At 47.4% G+C, this 18182-nt stretch carries 18 protein-coding genes; 11 read left to right on the plus strand and 7 right to left on the minus strand.

The genetic code is table 11. From position 1 onward, the window contains the following. Positions 1-46 precede the first annotated feature (46 nt). Positions 47-1279, minus strand: coding sequence for a type II toxin-antitoxin system HipA family toxin (locus RIF36_RS10655; protein WP_350128795.1), 1233 nt, complete (start codon positions 1277-1279; stop codon positions 47-49). Beyond that, positions 1276-1581, minus strand: a complete 306-nt coding sequence (locus tag RIF36_RS10660; RefSeq protein ID WP_350075235.1) for a helix-turn-helix domain-containing protein — start codon at positions 1579-1581, stop codon at positions 1276-1278. Before RIF36_RS10660 ends, RIF36_RS10655 begins: the two co-directional genes overlap by 4 nt. Positions 1582-1866: 285 nt before the next feature. Between RIF36_RS10660 and RIF36_RS10665 the strand changes: the two genes are divergently transcribed. The 10 genes from RIF36_RS10665 to RIF36_RS10710 all read left to right on the plus strand — a co-directional run bounded on the left by RIF36_RS10665 (position 1867) and on the right by RIF36_RS10710 (position 14962). Continuing rightward, positions 1867-2112 carry a hypothetical protein gene (locus RIF36_RS10665; protein WP_350128792.1) on the plus strand — a complete coding sequence of 82 codons (246 nt, stop codon included), beginning with the start codon at positions 1867-1869 and terminating at the stop codon, positions 2110-2112. A 314-nt stretch (positions 2113-2426) separates the two neighbouring features. Then, positions 2427-4850 (plus strand): ABC transporter permease, encoded by a 2424-nt coding sequence (locus RIF36_RS10670; protein ID WP_350128789.1) that lies wholly within the window; start codon positions 2427-2429, stop codon positions 4848-4850. 27 nt (positions 4851-4877) lie between these two features. After that, positions 4878-7280: an ABC transporter permease gene (locus tag RIF36_RS10675; protein WP_350149345.1), complete on the plus strand. Its 2403-nt coding sequence runs from the start codon at positions 4878-4880 to the stop codon at positions 7278-7280. Between the two features lie 23 nt (positions 7281-7303). Further along, entirely contained in the window at positions 7304-9673 is a 2370-nt protein-coding gene (locus RIF36_RS10680) for an ABC transporter permease (protein WP_350128783.1), read from the plus strand. A gap of 27 nt (positions 9674-9700) precedes the next feature. Then, positions 9701-11959, plus strand: a complete 2259-nt coding sequence (locus RIF36_RS10685) for an ABC transporter permease (protein ID WP_350128781.1) — start codon at positions 9701-9703, stop codon at positions 11957-11959. Positions 11960-11970: 11 nt separating this feature from the next. Continuing rightward, positions 11971-12102, plus strand: a complete 132-nt coding sequence (locus RIF36_RS10690; protein WP_350128778.1) for a hypothetical protein — start codon at positions 11971-11973, stop codon at positions 12100-12102. Next, complete coding sequence (locus RIF36_RS10695; RefSeq protein ID WP_350128775.1) at positions 12089-12493, plus strand: ABC transporter permease; 405 nt, start codon at positions 12089-12091, stop codon at positions 12491-12493. The genes RIF36_RS10690 and RIF36_RS10695 overlap by 14 nt, the downstream gene beginning before the upstream one ends. A 117-nt stretch (positions 12494-12610) precedes the next feature. Further along, complete coding sequence (locus RIF36_RS10700) at positions 12611-12967, plus strand: helix-turn-helix domain-containing protein (RefSeq protein WP_350128773.1); 357 nt, start codon at positions 12611-12613, stop codon at positions 12965-12967. Positions 12968-13089: 122 nt separating this feature from the next. Then, complete coding sequence (locus RIF36_RS10705) at positions 13090-13806, plus strand: DUF4386 domain-containing protein (RefSeq protein ID WP_350128770.1); 717 nt, start codon at positions 13090-13092, stop codon at positions 13804-13806. A gap of 262 nt (positions 13807-14068) precedes the next feature. Continuing rightward, a complete protein-coding gene (locus RIF36_RS10710; RefSeq protein WP_350128768.1) occupies positions 14069-14962 on the plus strand; it encodes a metallophosphoesterase family protein in 894 nt (297 codons plus the stop codon). A 31-nt stretch (positions 14963-14993) separates the two neighbouring features. Here the strand turns inward: RIF36_RS10710 and RIF36_RS10715 are convergent, their stop codons facing one another. After that, positions 14994-15845: an AraC family transcriptional regulator gene (locus RIF36_RS10715; RefSeq protein ID WP_350128766.1), complete on the minus strand. Its 852-nt coding sequence runs from the start codon at positions 15843-15845 to the stop codon at positions 14994-14996. Between the two features lie 150 nt (positions 15846-15995). On the opposite strand from RIF36_RS10715, the gene RIF36_RS10720 reads away from it, so the two are divergent. Continuing rightward, positions 15996-16871: a phytanoyl-CoA dioxygenase family protein gene (locus RIF36_RS10720; protein WP_350097749.1), complete on the plus strand. Its 876-nt coding sequence runs from the start codon at positions 15996-15998 to the stop codon at positions 16869-16871. Positions 16872-16886: 15 nt separating this feature from the next. Here the strand turns inward: RIF36_RS10720 and RIF36_RS10725 are convergent, their stop codons facing one another. The 4 genes from RIF36_RS10725 to RIF36_RS10740 form a co-directional block, all read right to left on the minus strand. Continuing rightward, the gene (locus RIF36_RS10725; protein ID WP_152000173.1) at positions 16887-17075 is read right to left on the minus strand and encodes a hypothetical protein; all 189 of its coding nucleotides are present in this window, start codon (positions 17073-17075) and stop codon (positions 16887-16889) included. A gap of 90 nt (positions 17076-17165) precedes the next feature. After that, positions 17166-17558, minus strand: a complete 393-nt coding sequence (locus tag RIF36_RS10730) for a hypothetical protein (RefSeq protein WP_350128763.1) — start codon at positions 17556-17558, stop codon at positions 17166-17168. 62 nt (positions 17559-17620) lie between these two features. Further along, positions 17621-17854 (minus strand): DUF2442 domain-containing protein, encoded by a 234-nt coding sequence (locus RIF36_RS10735; protein WP_339786786.1) that lies wholly within the window; start codon positions 17852-17854, stop codon positions 17621-17623. Further along, on the minus strand, positions 17832-17951 hold the full coding sequence (locus RIF36_RS10740) for a hypothetical protein (RefSeq protein ID WP_502880854.1): 120 nt from the start codon (positions 17949-17951) through the stop codon (positions 17832-17834). The genes RIF36_RS10735 and RIF36_RS10740 overlap by 23 nt, the downstream gene beginning before the upstream one ends. Positions 17952-18182: the final 231 nt, after the last annotated feature.

Genomic DNA, 18182 nt, shown 5'->3' on the forward strand with positions numbered 1-18182 from the left:
GATTTTAGCTGTTCGTTAGCAGTCAGGCTGAAAGATGAAGTAACTCTCAGATTAGCATTCTGGATCTAATCAGCTTTATATTGTTTCTCCTTACTCCGAAGGTTCCTGCCAACTCTTCCCAATGAGAAAGTGCTTCAGCTGTCTGATCGATGATGGCGGTTACGTCTTTACCGGAAAGGTGGGTTTGTTTACCAAGCTGCATTAAATGAGCAATGGTAGGGAACTGGCCTTCACCCATCACCATTGTGCTTTGCTGCCCTCCGGGGCCGGAAGAGAAGGTTAGGTCATAGGCAGGGGCGAGCGTCCAGTCTCCATGTTGATCCATCAAAAACGAGAAATTTTTCCCATGGTCATCTCTGTTGTGAGCAAGCACATTGAAAACAGCCAGCCTGTACATTTTCTCCACTTCTCTGGCGTCTTTTGTGAGTGCCAGCGTTAGCTCAAGCAGGTTTTCATAATCCAGCGCCGGCACCCTGAAATTGGCATGCAGCAGTCCGCCGGCGGTGTGCATATGCCAGCGCCTGCCTGGCGAGCAGTCGAAACGTTTGATAGCAAAATATCCCGGGCCTTTATCAGCAGGAAAAAGGTGAGTGGGGGGAATGATCAGCCCTGCCTGTCGTGCCATCAGGGAATAGACGAACTCAATGGCTCCGGCGTCATCACCATCATTGGCGTTGGGAAACTTCACCATCCAGTGCTCGTAGCCTTCAGGCAGCTGGTGTTTTCCATGGATGATATTTTTTTTCTCCCCATCCAAGCCCACCAATACTTTTGGCCGTGCACCTGCTGAGGAGCCACCTAAGTCAATCAATTCCTTTAAAACCTCACTGGCTTCCCCATTCAGAACGTCTCGGGTCTGGTTGGCCAGTTTATTCAGGTCAAGATGGCTACCGGAAGCCTGGCTGCTGTGATCTGGGGCATACACTAAAGCGCCAGGACCGGTTGAGCCAACCAGGGCCAGTCGGTCTAAAGGTGAAAATTCAGCCGGTAGTATTCCCTGGCTTTTTAAAAAGCGATCGATAAGCAGGCGCCCCCAGCCGTCAGGCAGGCTGTCGTCAAACACGCCGGGCAATCCCTCAAAAAGAAATGGGTCGAAGCTGTGAAGCCCTGTTTGAAGTGGTAGTTTGAAAGGAGAAATGGGCAAGTCAAGCCCAAGAAACGACTGGTCGTACCCGAAGTAAATTCTATTGTCCCGGCTGGCCAGTCGCCCTACCGGAATCGTGTCGCTGGCAAACAGAAGGCCAACTTTGATTTCCTTCACTGGTGTGTGCCTACTCATTTTTTCCAGCCTCGTTTTGGTGTTGCAGCCTTTTGGCCCTTCAGCACATCATCAATGGAAGAAAATTGAGCCTGTCTGCTGGTTGTTGCTTCCAATACTTTCTCCAGACAGCCAAGGGCCATGCAAAGCTTTACAAATGAAAGGAGGGAGAGCACCCCTTTTTGCTCAAACTTTCGAAGTGTTGGCAAACTTACGTCGGCTCTTTCCGCTAAACCTTCCTGGGTCAGTCCCTGGGCCAACCGCAGCGCCTTGATGTTCGCAGCAAGCTTTTGTTGCGCTTTAGGAATAGATATAAGTAACATTATTATATTAATTAATTGATAAATATACTAATTAATAATATACTAGTATTAGTAATGAGAATTATATTTAGGATAGTCTCCAGGATGCGCCCACGCCCCCGTTGGCGCTGTTTTCAAGACGAATCGAAAAGGTTTTGAGGTTCCATCCAGGCTGATGCTTGAACTATGTGCGAACCCTGAATCTCCCTTCCGTTTTAACAGGGGCAACCACAAAATTAATTCTTGATCAAAAGCTAAAAAGCTGGTAAAACTGTTATAATTGGTAAGATCAAGTAACTTTATGCTATGGCAACTTTGAAAATAAGCGATAAATCAATATCCCGATATTTTGGCTTTCTTAAGAATATGGATACCCAATCTAAGAAAAGGCTGATTATTGAATTGACCAATTCAATTGAACCAAAGAGAGATACAAAAAGGGGTATTGACCATTTGTTTGGGGCATGGGAAGATACCCGAACTGCCGAGGAGATGGTTTCTGACATCAGAGAATCAGGGGTTCAACATCGTGAAATTGAGAGATTTGAATGAAATATCTAATGGTTACCCAAAACACGAGGGAATTTGAAAGACTCGAGGGGATTGAACTCGAAAACTGGGCAATAGGATAAACTGTTAATCACCTCACGAACGCTTGAACTATGTGCAAACCCTGAATACCCAGGAGTCCGGTCAAGCCCTTGAAAGATGAATACCAATCGTTTCAAAATGAAACACTTCATTGTTTCATTTTGGTGCACTTTGCTGCTGGTTTTCGTTGTAATTACCTGATTTTTAGTATTTTGATGTTTGGCACATCTTGTGGCATGTAAGAGTCATAGGATCAAAACACTAAAAGAAGTTCCATGCTTTTCAACTACCTCAAAATAGCCTGGCGCAATATTTCCAGAAACAAGCTACTCACCTTCATCAACGTCGGCGGATTGGCAGTGGGCATCGCCACCAGTTTGCTGATCATGCAATATGTAGCTTTTGAGCAAAGCTACGACCAGTTTTTAGACAACAAAGAGCGGATATTCAGGGTAGACTGGAGCTTCAATCAGGAAGGTGAGACGGCGTTGGCACTCCCAAAGGCAGCATCAGGTGCGGGTCCTAAGCTTGTTACCGATTTTCCGGAAGTGGAAACAATGACCAGGATTTACAAAACCTTTAGCCCTGTAAATGTCAGCTATCAGGACAAGGTTTTTAATGAGGCCAAAATCCTATTCGCCAGCCAGGACTTCTTTCAAGTGTTTTCATTGCCGCTGACGTCTGGTGTAAGGGAAAGTGTGCTGGACGCACCCAACAAGGTAGTGCTGAGCCGGTCGGCAGCTGATCGCTATTTTCCAGACGCCGACCCACTGGGCAAAATTCTCCGCCTCAAGGAGGGCGACGATTGGGACATGAGCCTGCAAGTGACAGGCGTTATGGAAGATATGCCGGCCAATACCCATATGGAGGGAGACCTGGTTATTTCCTTTGACACCTATATCAAGCCGGGTTCTTATGCCGACGGAAGCTTTTACTGGGTGAACTTTTACACCTACCTGCTCACGGCTCCGGGCACTACAAAAGAGCAACTGAATACCAAACTGAACCCATGGCTGGCTGCCAACGAGGCCTTCAACGACTGGAGCGAAGGAGACAAGCCCACCGCAAGCGTGATGCCACTGGAGGATATTCACCTGTACTCGCACTACACACAGGAAATGACGCCCAACGGCAGCTACCTGGTGGTTTCCATCTTAATGGTGGCTGCGCTGGTGATATTGGTCATCGCCTGGCTCAACTATATCAACCTGAGCACTGCCAAGGGCCTGGAACGGGCCCGTGAAGTGGGCATCAAGAAAGTGGTGGGGGCTGGCAAGCACCAGCTCATGGGGCAGTTTTTGTTAGAGGCGCTGCTTATTAACCTGATGGGGCTTATCCTTGCAGTTACTTTGTTTCAGTTTGCCCAGCCGTTGCTTCAGTCGGTGATGCCCACCACTGTAAGTTGGAAGGTGATCCTCGATAGCGACCTGTTGCTTCCCATGGCGGCTGTCATCGTCTTCGGATCGTTTCTGGCAGGTTACTATCCTGCCAGGGTCATCTCATCCTACCAGCCAGTGGCCATTCTAAAAGGCCGGGTGGCGCATTCTAGCGGAGGCGTGCTTCTTCGCAGGATCATGGTGGCTGTGCAGTTTGGGCTGTCGTTGTCGCTTTTGGTGACCACGTTTACCGTCAAGAACCAGGTAGATTTCATGTTTTCGCAGGACCTGGGTATCAACCTGGATCAGGTAGTGGTGGCACTTGCCCCCGACGCTGTTTCTGGTGACCAGGAGGAGAAGTTTCGATTGTTTCGTAACGAACTGATGGCGGGCAGAAGTATTGTGAATGCTTCCAGGAGTGTAGTGGTGCCGGGAGAATCAATATTTTACAACTATGCAAGGCAGTTAGCGGAGGGGAAAGGTGCCAGCGACAAATATGGGCAGGGCGCTATTGATCCTTATTTTCTTTCACTTGTAGATATGGAGTTCGTAGCCGGGCGTGATTTTAACCCTGTCCTTGAGACTGACAAGCGGGCCGTGGTTGTCAACGAATCGGCGCTGAAGCTGCTCCAGTATGCCGATGCCGAAGAAGCATTGGGAGAAACGATTCGCTACATGGATGGCGACTTTGGCGCCTGGACTATTGTGGGTGTGGTGAAGGACCACCATCAGTATGGCTTGGGTAGCGAGATTGAGGCAATGATCTACTACCTGGAACAACAGGCACCTTCGTACTTTCTTTTCAAAATATCGCCTGGCACCACCCAGCAGGCAGTGGCCGAAATCCGGGAAGCTTATCAAGAGTTTTTTCCCGGCAATCCTTTCGACCACTATTTTCTTGATGAGTCGTTCGAGCAGCAGTATGCCGCCGACCAGCAAATTCAGCAGGCTTTTAGCGGTTTTTCTTTCATTGCCATTGTTATCGCCTGTTTGGGGCTATTTGGCCTGGCGTCTTTTGAAGCTATTCAGCGAACGAAAGAAATAGGGATCAGGAAAGTATTGGGAGCATCTTTCTCAGGGCTTGCGGTGCTGTTCTCAAGTCGCTTTCTTGCGTTGCTGCTGATAAGCGCAGCGGTAGCCCTTCCTGTGTGTTACTTCCTGATGGAAGAATGGCTCAATGGCTATGCCTACCGAATGGAGCTGGGCTGGAGGGAATTTGCACTGCCGCTCGGCATACTTTTGGGTATAGCCATGATCACTTTGCTTTATCACACTTTAAAGACGGTCAGAATTAACCCGGTGGAAGCCTTAAGAAGTGAATAGTTTAAGTTACCAGAAACGAAGCTGATTATGCTCAAAAACTACTTGTTAATAGCCTGGCGCAGCCTGCTGAAAAACAAAACCTTTTCACTGATCAATATTTTTGGATTGGCGGTGTCGCTGGCTGCGTGTGTGCTGATATTGTTGTATGTACACAGCGAGCTGACCTTTGACGCTTACCATGAAAAAGCGGATCGGATTGTACGTGTTACCTCTATTTTTGAAACACCTGAAGGAACCCAACGGGCAGTCTATTCTGGTCAGGGTGTCGGGCCCGTCATGAAAGAAGAACTTCCTGAGGTAAAGGAGTTTGTCAGGGTGTCGGGCACCATCAGGGAAAGGTTTTATTTCAAAAGGAACGAGGAGCTTATCAGGGAAGAAGATATTATCGTGACAGACCCTCAGGTGTTTGACGTTTTCACTTTCCACCTGATCCAGGGTGATCAGGAAGATCCTTTGAGGGAGTTAAATACTGTAGTGCTTGACCAAAGTTTGGCGAACAAGTACTTTGAGAGCACTTCTCCTATTGGAAAAACAATTGAGATCAATGGCCAGGACTATCAGGTAACGGCCGTGATGGCTGACCTGCCCTCTAACGTTGATTTGCCCATTCGGGCCCTGATCAGAGATGGACGACCTGACCGGAAAGACTTTTTGATGATAGGTTTCACGACCTATGTGCTGCTGGGTGAGCATGTCGACAGGCCCGCATTTGAAGAGAAAGTAAAACAATTTGCCAGTAAGCACTATGCCGAGTCGAAGGAAGGTGGCGAAATGGAGGGTATGAGCATCAGCCTGGAAACTCAACGATTGCGTGACCTGCATTTTACTGAGGGCATACAAGCAGATACTGCCAAGGGTAACAAAGCGTATCCAATCATTTTTGCCCTTTCAGGCGCTATGCTTTTCTTTTTAGCACTCTTCAATTACGTTAACCTGACTACTATCCGCACACTGGAAAGAGCCAGGGAAGTGGGCATAAGAAAAACCATTGGCGCCACCCGAAATCAGTTAATTTTTCAATTCGTTACTGAGGCTTGGCTAATCGTTAGTGTGTCAGGCTTGCTGGCATACACGCTTGTGCAGGTGGGTCTGTATCCGCTCAATAGTATCTTGGGAAAAGACTTCACTTTCACAGATCAAGTAACTTTTTATCTAACGGTCACTGCACTTGGTTCGCTCGCTTTATTGGTTGTGGCTTCATCAGTTTACCCCGCCATACTACTCTCAAAACGCCCTACCGTCGACGTGATCAAAGGGAAGTTGGGAGTCAGTCCTCGTCGCTTTTCTCTTCGGAAGGTGCTCGTTGTCTTGCAATTCACTATTTCCAGCGTGCTAATGTGTGGCATGGTGGCCATTTACCTACAGCTTGATTTTTTACACAACAAGGATGTCGGCTTCAACCAGGAAGGGATCATGGTGTTGGAGATGCCCCGCAACAGAAAGCTGCAAACCGCTGGCCCAGCGCTGAAGCATGACTTGATGAACATGGCTGGTGTCGAAAAAGTGAGTCTGGCTGATTTCGGTGCGTCACCGGGCTCGTTCATGCCTCAGGGTAATGTGACGGTGCTGGAAGGGGGCAGAGAAGATGAATACTGGCTGAATATCATACGGGTCGATGAAGACTATTTTGATTTGATGGGTATGAAAATGAAGTCAGGCGAGGGATTTATCGCCAACGACGGCAGCTCAAAACTGAGAGGAGTTGTGGTAAACGAAAGCTTTACCAGAACAGCAGGCGTGTCAGATGACCCCATAGGTGCAGACCTGGGCTCGTTCCTTTTGGATGACGGTAAGGATGAAATTACCGGAGTGCTGGAAGACTACCACTATAATTCCATGCACAATCCCATTGACCCCATCGTTATGTATTGGCTGGGCAATACAAAGCCTGACGAGCAGTTTGAAACAGACATTGTGTTGATCAAATCGCAAACTGACATGCGGGGCCAGGTTGCTGAGATATGGAAGAAGCTTTTTCCAAGCGAGCCGATGGAATACCACTACCTCGACAAGCGAATGGAGTCACTCTACAAAACGGAGGAATCGGCCATGTCCTTGTTTTCATACCTCACCATATTGTCACTGGCAGTGGCTGGCTTGGGTTTGTTTGGCCTCTCTGGATTCCTCATCCAGTTGCGAACAAAGGAAATCGGTATAAGAAAGGTGCTGGGAGCGACAGTCAGTTCCCTGCTTCGGTTGCTGACCACAGAATTTGTCGTGCTCGTGCTGGTCGCTCAGGTAATTGCTGTGCCATTGGCTGTGTGGTCGGTGCGGGCCTGGCTGGAAGGCTTTGCTTATCGGGCCAATGTCGCATGGTGGCAGTTTGGGCTGGCGCTGACATTTGTGGTGCTTATTGCTGTGACAACAGTGGCTGCGGAGTCCATAAGAGCAGCCAGAGCCAACCCAGTGGATTCACTTCGAACAGAATAATTTACTAAGTTAAATGACAAGAAATGACTTTTATTATGCTCCGAAACTACTTTTTAATCGCCTGGCGCAATTTGCTTCGCCACAAGGGTTATTCGTTTATTAATATCCTTGGACTGACGGTTGGCATTGCCGCCAATGTCTTTATTCTCCTGTGGGTGACTGATGAATTGTCATTTGACCGGTTTCATGCCAATGGTGACCGAATTTTCCAGGTACTGATCAATGGCGAATATCCGGACGGGAGTATTAAGACTTATGCTGCCACTCCTGCATTATTGAAAGACGTCATCGTAAGTGAAATACCGGAAGTGGAATTGGCCACCCAGCACAGCATGGAAACGGAGCTGTTGGTGAAATATGAAGCCAATGCTTTCAATGAAAGTGGAATCTATGCCGACCCTGCACTTTTCAAGGTATTTAGTTTCCCCATCGTAAGTGGTAATGCCGTCCAACCCCTGACCGGCATTGAAGCAATTGCTATTTCTGAAAATCTTGCCAAAAAACTGTTTGAAAAGGAAGATCCAATTGGTAAAACCTTGCACCTGGGAGCATCCAGTGAACTTACCGTCACCAGCGTTTTTGCTAATATTCCGCCAAACTCAACCCTTCAATTTGACTTTGTTGTTCCTTTCGAGCTTTTCACAAAGGAGAATCCGTGGACACAGCACTGGAAAAGTGGCGGGACAAAAACAGTGGTGATGCTGAAATCCGCTGACTTTACTGACGCCGCCAACCAGAAACTGGCTGGCATAATCAAAAAGAACTGCTCCGATTGCTCAACAACACCCCTTTTGTTTCCCTACCTGAAGTCGAGGCTGTACGCTGAATTTGAGAATGGGAAAAACACCGGTGGAAGAATACAGCAGGTTTTCCTTTTTGGCGCTGTAGCCCTCTTAATCCTTGTTATGGCGTGTATTAATTTCATGAACCTTTCAACGGCCCGATCGGCCAATAGAAGTCGTGAAGTAGGCGTGAGAAAATCGATAGGTGCTCACAAATCCGACCTGGTTATTCAGTTTATGACCGAATCGTTGCTGTTATCTTTCATTGCGCTGCTTTTTGCCATGGGGGTTGTTCAGCTGCTGCTACCCTTCTTTAACGACATCACTGGCAAATCTATTGAATTAGACTTTACCAATCCTGTGCTTGCTTTTGGCGTGTTGGGAGTGGCGGCTACTTGTGGATTGTTGGCAGGAAGTTACCCGGCTTTTATTTTGTCTAGATTCCATCCAGCCAGGGTTTTAAAGGGAAATGCACAACCAGGCCTGACCGGAAACACGCTTCGTAAAGCACTTGTCATCGTTCAATTTACTACGTCATTAATACTTGTCGTGGGAAGTATTGCAGTATACAAGCAGATAATGTTCATCAGCGAAAGAAACCTTGGTTTTGATAAAGAGAATATCATAGTAGTGGATCGGAACGAAGGCACGGACAGAAACTATTCGGCCATTAAAAATGATTTGAATCAGCTGGCTGCGGTGAAAAGTATAGCCTTTGGGGGCAATAATATATTTACAGTACCCATCACTACTACAGATCCTGTATGGTCTGGAAAGCCTGCGAACTCTTCCATCTTTTTCAAAATATACCGCTGCGATGCTGAGTTCATTCCCACGATGAACATCCAAATGCTAAATGGCCGGAATTTCATCGGGGGTCAGGATGCGTCCAATTACATTATCAACAGGAAAGCCGCCGAGGTAATGGGGTTAGACCTTGAACATGCCGTAGGAGCAGACCTCGAAATGTGGAATGGAAAAGGGAAAGTAGTTGGAGTGACAGATGATTTTCACAACAACAATTTGAAGTTTGGCATCGAGCCGATGATTTTCATGTATACTGAAAATAACGGTTCTCACTACTTTATAAAGTTGGGCGGGCAGGGGCCAGTGGTGGAAACCGTTGCCCAGATTCAAAATATCTTTGAGCAGCACAACCCGGATTACCCTTTCGAATACACTTTTCTCGACGAAGTTTTCGACAGGGAATACCGAACGGAGGCAGTTGTGGGAAAGCTGTCATTGAGTTTTACCGTCATTGCTATCCTGATTTCCTGTTTGGGCCTTGTGGGCCTGGCGTCTTTCACCGCTGAAAGAAGAACCAAAGAATTGGGCATCCGAAAAGTGATGGGAGCTTCCGTTTGGGGGCTCGTTATTATGCTGGGCAATGATTTTGTGGCCCTCTTCAGCTTTAGCTTACTCGCTGGTATCCCGATTGCCTGGTTTTTAGTCAACGAGTATTTATCGGATTATGCCTTCCGGACGCAGGTAGGTGGGGGCACTTATATCGCCATATCACTTTTCATGTTAGCTGTCACATTACTTTCCGTAGGCTATCAGTCAATCAAAGCAGCTTCGGCCAATCCGGTGGACTCCTTGAGGAATGAATAAGTTGACCAACTGTTAAACCAACCAACTATGCTAAAAAACCATATACTCTTGGCTTTCCGCCATTTGAAAAAGGAAAAGGGGTATACACTGTCAAGCATTGTGGGGCTGGCCCTGGCATTTACAGCGTGCTTTTTTACTTTCAGTTTTATTTGGCATGAGTACACGGCCGATTCGCATTTTGCCGACCCCGAACACACCTATCGGCTCAAAAGTAATGATGCGCTCGATGCTCCCATAAGGTTTCCCGTGCTGCCAACTTCTAATGCACAGTACATGGAAGATCATTTTCCAGAGGTGAATTTTAGTGTGCCGGTTTATCAGGAAGGCAGCGAGGAGGAAGTAACAGTTGATGGTAAAATATTCCTGGAAAAACAGTGGGCTTACACCGAGCCTCAAGGCATTGCTATTTTTGATGCCAGCTACTTTGATGTGAGAAGTAGCTTCATTGTGGGCACGGTGCTGATCAGTGAGTCAACGGCGGCTAGGTGGTTCGGGCACAAAGACCCCGTAGGAGAGAAGGTGGAATTGAAAGAAGGTGCATATTCTGTAGCAGGAACATTCAAAGACTTCCCCACTAACTCACACCTGGTGGTCGATGCCCTGGCTATTCCGCTTCCATCCAAAAAGATGAAATACAGTCAGGGCCTGGTCTATGTGAATGTCAGGCCTAATGCCAACATAGTCGCTTTGAACAAAAAGGTGGACGAAGCATCGGAGGAGATGGATACCTTTATTGATGAGATTCGCTATACGCTGGTCAGCGTAAAAGATATTTACCGAGTTCAGAACGACCAGGGAGGTATTTTAAAGAGTGCCAATAAAGAAATGATCAGCATGATGGCCATGATCTCTCTGGTGATCTTGTTTATTTCGATTTTCAACATCATCAATCTTACCCAGGTGAAAACGCTTTTCCGGGGTAGGGAAATGGGTGTTAAAAAGGTGCTTGGCATTACGCCTGGCCAAATGTCGCTACAGTTTCTGGTTGAGTCTGCCATGGTAGTGTTCTTTGCGACATTATTGAGTATCTCGTTCATTCAATTCACTGGCGGATGGGTCTTGTCTTACCTTCACATTGGCGAATTTCCCTTTAAAATGAGCGCTGCTTTTCTCCTGGCACTCATGCTGGGCATAACCAGCTTGTTGGCAGCCATTCAGAGCGCCCTGTTTAGCAAAGTAATGCCCAGGGATGTTATCGCAGGCAAGTTTAAGTTGGGCGAGCGCAAATGGTTGCTCAAGTCGATGGTTGGACTCCAGTTTCTGGTTGCCTGCACACTAATAGGGGGCACTTTTCTTGTCGACAAGCAACTGGACTTCATTATGTCCAAACCGTTGGGATTTGGCATTGACAACCTCTGGTATATCCCCAGCCCATCGGAGGACACTGACCTACGACTGTTGCGAGACCAGCTGCCATCTATTCCTGAGATACAAAGTGCCACTATTTCAAGTGGATTGCCTTTCGTTGGCACGGGTGGCATTGTCCATCAGTCAGACGGAAAATTGGAGTTTGTGGCGTATGTTAATATGGATAAAAACTTCATAGATGTTTTGCAAATCCCTTATTTAGACCAGCCCGACTTCCTTCCTGATACTGGGTATATTGTGAACGAACGTCTTGCTGTACGGCAAGATATTGAGGTGGAGAGAGAGTTTCAAGGCCAGGTGGTCGGCCAGGTAGCTGACTTTCATTTCAGCAGATTAAACGCACCGATTGGCACCTTGCTTCTTTCTCTTGGCGATCCTTCTTCTGGGTACTTTACTATGCGAATTGATGCTCAAGTTAAAGCAACTGCGGAGGCAAAGATTAAAACTGAGTGGGATCGGTTATATCCCAGTCGCCCTTTCGAACTCCTATCCCTTCACGATGCGTACCTCCAGAAACACCACGAGGCCAGTGAGCTGGCAACCGTATTAAAAGTGCTGTCTTTGCTGGCTGTTTTTATCTCCTGCATAGGACTGGCTTCCCTCACAGGCTTCTTTGTACGAAAGCGGTTCAAGGAAATTGCTATTCGTAAAGTGCTGGGCGCCACAGTAGAGCAGGTTATTCGTCAGGTAAACACAGGGTATGCGATCTGGATTTTGGCGGCCACCGGCCTTTCAATGCTGGTGGTGTACTACTATGGTACGGAGTGGTTGGCAGGCTATGCTTACGCTACCACATTGGATGCCTGGGTGATGCTGGCCCCAGGTATTTTACTGGTAGTAATTTCGTCGGTGATCATGGTTCTCCAAACCTGGAAAACCGCCCGAGCCAATCCTGTAGAAGCTTTACGGACGGAATAAACTATCAACTCATGCTCACTAACTACTTCAAAATCGCCCTCCGTAACCTGCTCCGGCATAAGACGACCTCGGCCATTGCCATTTTTGGTCTCGGACTGGCATTGGCGGCCGCCCTTCTCATTGGGCAGTATGGGTTCCTCTGAAGACCGGCTGTCAACACTGCTGGGGGTTTTCTCCGGCCTCTCTATTTTCATTTCTTGCCTTGGGCTCTTTGCCCTGGTGTCGCTCACCATTGCTCAACGAACCAAAGAAATTGGCATCCGAAAGGTGCTGGGTGCTTCCGTTGCTGATCTTCTGCTTTTGCTGTCCAGCCGCTTTGTCAGGCTCGTTGCGTTGGCTGTAGTTGTCACATTGCCCATCACCTTTTGGCTGGTAAATGAATGGCTGCAAAACTACGCCTACGCTATGGGCTTGGAGTGGTGGCTATTTACGCTGCCAGGGGCGGGACTTATATTGCTGGCCCTGGCTATAGTGGTGGCTGAGGCCATCCCAAAAGCGCAAGCCAATCCGGTGGAGGCGCAGAGGATGGAGTAAAACTTGACCCTATTTAGTGGTGCTGGAATCAATGGTGATTACCAATTTTGATAACTTTGTTGTTTAATTGGTACAGCTAGTGAGTGCGATCAAGTAGACGCCGATAGCATTTGACTTATGGATATTAGAGTAATAAAGACAGAAGGTGACTATCAGTTAGCACTCAAACGCCTGGAGGTTATATTTCATGCACCAGCCGATTCAAAGGAAGGAGATGAAGCTGAAATACTGTCCATCCTGATTGAAATGTACGAGGACGAACATTACCCTATTGGGGCACCTGACCCAATCGAGGCTATTAAATTCCGAATGGAACAGATGGGCATGGATAACCAGGACCTGGCTGAGATCATCGGATACAAAAGCCGTGTGTCGGAGATTTTTAGCAGAAAGAGAAAGCTGACCCTGAAGATGATAAGGAACCTGCATGAGAAACTCAATATACCTTATGAATCTTTGATAGCCGATTACTAACATGAATACACCTCCGTGTGCACCGGTGAGGCTTGCCTTTGGCAAACGCAGGCATTAGTTTGATTTGCCGTGCAACCCCACCGCATATTCCAGCATCATGAAGGAGTAACTAACCCCATCCAATGGAAGCAAGCAAACTTACCCAAAGGCAGGATGCCCGGCTGGCAGGCCTGATCTATCTCATTCTTGTACTCACTGGCATTTTCAGCCTGATGTATGTGCCGTCGCAAATTGTTAGCAACGCCGACCCAGCCACTACCGTGGTCAATATAAAAAACTCCGAAATGCTGTTCAAGCTGGGCATGATGGCCAATGTCGTTTGCTTTAGCTGCTTTCTGATTTTGCCCCTGGTTTTGTACCGGCTGCTCAGCCCCGTAAACAAAACCCACGCCGTGCTCATGGTGGCTTTGTCGGTAGTGAGTGTACCCATCTCATTGGTGAACCTGCTCAACAAGTGGAGTGTGCTGACGTTGCTGGGCGATTCTCCTTATCTGAGTGCGCTCGACACCAGCCAGCTTCAAGCGCAGGTCATGCTCTACCTCGACTATTACAACAACGGCACCCAGCTCGCTTCCATCTTCTGGGGGCTATGGCTTTTTCCTTTTGGCTACCTGGTGTACAAGTCTGGTTTTCTGCCAAAGTTTTTTGGTGTGTTTCTTATGCTGGGCTGCTTTGGTTATGTGATAGAGGCCGTGGGTAGTTTTTTCTACGCCGGTTACCACGACCTGGCCATAGCCAGCATCATCAGTATCCCAAGCAGTATAGGGGAGATAGGCATCTGTCTTTGGCTGCTGATTGTTGGCACAACGCTCAGAAAAAAGACATTGACTATTGGCTAGTGAAACGCCCCGGTATTCTACTTTAGCTTCAGCGGCTTCTTGCAATGCGCTGTTTTGTTTTCGGTAAAGCGCTTTACCGATTTCCGTTAAGGCCTTAGTGAGCTTTCGTTAAGCGCTTTGCTGAATTCCATGAAGCGCTTAGTGAGAATCCGTTAAGCGCTTAGTGGGAAACGATGGGAAGTGTTTCATATTGAATCCCTGTTGTCGCTGTAGGTAATTTCTGTTAATTTGACGTAACGTTTAGTCACCGACCGTCAGTCTTATGATCACCCGTCGCCTTTTTCTCAAATCCACTCTTATCACTTTGCCAACCATCGGAATTATTGGCAATGCCATGGCTGCCAAAAAGCCCAAAGTCCGTTTTGGCGTAGTCACCGACTCCCATTATGCCGACCGTGAGCCAGGAGGTATTCGGTACTACCGGGAGTCGCTGGAAAAGATGGCCGAGTTTACCGAGGTGATGAACAGGGAAAAGGTCGACTTTGTGATTCATTTAGGCGACTTTAAGGATGAGGACACCAACAGGAGGGAAGCTGACACTTTGAAATACCTACAGAACCTGGAGGCGGTGTATGCACAATTCAAAGGCCCCCGCTTCCATGTCATAGGCAACCATGATGTGGACAGCATCAGCAAAGCACAGTTTATAGCCAATGTGGAGAATACAGGCATCGACTCGGGCCTTGGCTACTATTCGTTTGACAAGAAGGGGTTCCACTTTATAGTGCTCGACCCCAACTTCCATCCTGACGGCACTGACCACAACAAAGGCGATTTTGAATGGTTCGAGTCGACCGTTCCCCAACCTCAGATGGATTGGTTGAAGGCTGACCTCGCAGCAACCAAGCTGCCCACGGTGGTGTTTGTGCACCACTCACTTTATGAGCTACCCGATGAGACCATGCATGTAGAGAATTCAGCAGCGGTGAGGAGCATGTTAGAGCATTCGGGCAAAGTGGCGGCAGTCTTTCATGGCCATTGCCACAGGGAGGAGTATTCCAATATTAATGGTATTCACTACACCCTTCTGCCTGCTATGGTCGACAACAGCGGGCCGGAGAACAATGCTTATGCCATCATTGAAGGGTTTGATAATGGAGATTTGGAGTTGACAGGTTATCGAAAGACGAGGAGCAGGTCTTATCCTGCGACATAAGCCGGATGAGGAACTCTGCCCGCCTTGCTGGCTAACCAACATGCTTCTTCCTGAACCCGGTCGGACTCAGTCCGGTGATTCGCTTGAACTGCTTGTTAAAATGGGGAATGGTGCTGTAGCCCGACTGCAGACATACTTCGGTGATGCTGAGTTCAGTATCGATCAAAAGCCTGCTGGCGTGGCCTATCCTGAACTCGTTCACAAACTCGAAGAAGGTCTTCTTGGCTCTTTTTTTAAAATACCGACAAAAAGCCTGAGGTGTTTGGTGAAGTAAGTTGGCGACAGGATCGAGTCGAATCACGTCCCTGAAATGTTGCCTTACATATTCAAATACGATGGTCATTTTTTCCGCATCCTTTGCCGTTGTATGGTGCGCATAGCCAGCACTGGCAAGGGTTCTCGCCTCATCGGACGTGGCGAGGAGCTGAAGTGTTTCCATGAGGCCAAGTACTTTGCTAAATGGGTCGGCATTTACCATGTGTGCCAATTTTTGTCCAACCCTTTTGGAGAGCTCCAATGGAAATACCACACCGTAGCTAGCTTTTTCGAAAAGTTGCCGGATGGTGGCAAACTCAGGAGAGCTGAGCAAGCTGTTGTTGAGCATCCCTTCGGAAAAATGTACGACTATTGCCTCACTTCTGCCGGACTGATTAGAAGGGTTCTGCCAAATATGTGGAAGGTTCGACCCCAGCAGCACCAGATCGTTTTCTACGAACTCCTCAATACTGTTGCCCACAAATCTCGTTCCCCGGCTTTTGATAATATAAGTGAGCTCCATTTCAGGGTGAAAGTGCCAGGGAGCATCGAACTCCGGGAGGTTCAGCGCACGAATTATCAGTGACTGACCTTCTTCCAGGTCTACTTTTTCAAAGATGGCTTTCATCCGTTATCGATGCAATGCTTGTTTATATTACCAATAATACGACTCTGTATCAATATATAGGTTAAAATAAGTTAAGTAAATGCAAAAATTGACGTAGAGGGCTGTCGGAAAAGGTGGTACTTTTAGATGAGCATTAGTAATTTATAGTATATGAGTAGTGTTGCAGATTTGGCCGGGGTTCATGAATTGGTAAGTCGTCTGTTTGAGTGGCCCGAAACTGAAAAGGAGTGGGAACAATACAAACTCAGCGACGAACAGGTAGCCTTTTTTAAGGAGAATGGCTATTTGGCCAACGTAAAATTACTCAACAGTATGCAGGTAGAGTCACTCCGCAATGAACTTGAGGAGATTGCCGATCCCAACCACCCCGGCCACCATCTGTTCTACGAATTCCATTCCAACGAATCCGCCGACCCTTCGAAGGTACTTTTCCATGCGCTGGGTGCATGGCGGGTGACCCCTGGTTTTCACGACGTGCTGTGGAACCCCGCTTTCGTGATGGCCGCCAGTCAGCTACTGGGTGGGTCAGTTCGCTTCTGGCACGACCAGCTTTTTTGCAAACCAGCCAAACATGGGGGCGTCGTTGCCTGGCATCAAGACTACTCGTACTGGACACGTACCAAACCCATGGAGCACCTCACTTGCTGGGTAGGACTCGACGATGCCGATGTGGACAACGGCTGCCTGTACTATGTGCCCGGCAGCCATAGGTGGGGTTTGCTCGACAAGCCTGACCTGGCAGGGGATATGAACGGTTTGGATCAGTACCTCACCGAAGAGCAGAAGGCGCAGTTCAATCCGATTCCCATTGAAATGAAAATGGGGCATGGTACTTTCCATCACCCCTTGCTGGTGCATGGATCCTACGAAAACAAAACCGACAGGCAGCGCAGAGCATACGTCACAAATGTTTTCAAAGACGGCACAAGATCGGATGCCGACACGCCGTTGCTTACCGGAGCCGACGTTGTTCCACAAGGGCAAAAGATGGAGGGGAAGTTTTTCCCGCTCCTTTATCGGGCTTGACACATCGAAGGTGAATCACTTCACTTCCTGAAGTCTGGTGTCCTCGTCCTCTTCTTTCTTAACTACTTGTTCGGTTTTTACGCCCTCTTCATTTTCTATCCTTTTCGGTTTGAAAATATTGGGATCTATGCCCATGCCAAATCCGCTGAGCAATATGAACAGCACCAGCCCGGCTGTTCGCAGGTATTTTTTAAACTTCTTCATGAAGCGTAGTAATAAAATGAAAGGCCGTAAGGGCTCAATCAGTTAGTAAATAATAGAGAAAGGGTGGCACAGAGGCCGTGGAGGGAATTCTCAGGAATGAGCGATTACTTCCTGATTGTAAGTGAAATAGGAATGGTAGCGATCCAACGAAAGATGGCTAGCTTTTATTTCCAGGGCGTGGTAGGTTGCCTGGATGAACCGGTTGTTGGATGTCCTATCGTCTAGTCTGGAAATAGCCAACAAGTTAATTTTGTAGCAATTGGATCGCAAAAAGCTTTGATGGTAATCGACTACCGCTTGTTTGTAGGAATGGTAGCGGGTGGCTGAAGTATGCGATACCAGCTCGGTTTTTGGAGCGTCTGGAAGGTTCTGATTAGCAAATGCCGGGGCAGAGCTTAAACCAAAGGGCACTAACAGCATGGAGAAGGCAAATATTGCCACTCTTGTAATGGATTGGGCTATTTGGTTTGCTAAATGAGACATGTGACATTAAAGATACCTAGTTTTTTCGAAAAGATTAGTAACAAGGAACCACGTACTAATTATCAGAGCAAGCCCGCTACCAGTATGTCTTCGTCCAAACTCTCCCAGTGGATCCCTTCTCCGCTACCGATCAGTCTCCAGTTATTTTTTTGTTTTTCTGTAGCATCTCTAAGTTTTGGGAACCAATCGAGAGGTATGGCGACTTCACGGCCATCATCTAATCTGACAAACATTTTTAAGTCATCAAACCAAATATCAACTGCATTACTGGATTTATAGCTTGTTAAAATACTCATCCCATTTGTTCTTAAACAGTTCCAAAATCTCAATCACCAATTTACGAATCTCATTGATTTCAGCGGCGTTGAATCTTTTCGATTTAACGAGTTCAATTGGCTCAAGGTTAAATTTTGCTGTGCCGTCACCTTTTTCAACATGAAATGTCCATAAAGGCTGCTATGCCTACCGAGCATGGATATAGGCGCAAAATAGAGGCTTGGTGGAGCATTAGGGTACCAAGACATTCCATGTGACCACTAAAAGGCAATTATATACACATGAATATGCATTGGGGTATGATCATTTGCATAAAAGAAGAATCGATAACCTTTGTGTCTTAAAATT

The sequence above is a fragment of the Imperialibacter sp. genome, assembly GCF_040222815.1.
In the GTDB taxonomy this organism is placed as follows: domain Bacteria; phylum Bacteroidota; class Bacteroidia; order Cytophagales; family Cyclobacteriaceae; genus Imperialibacter.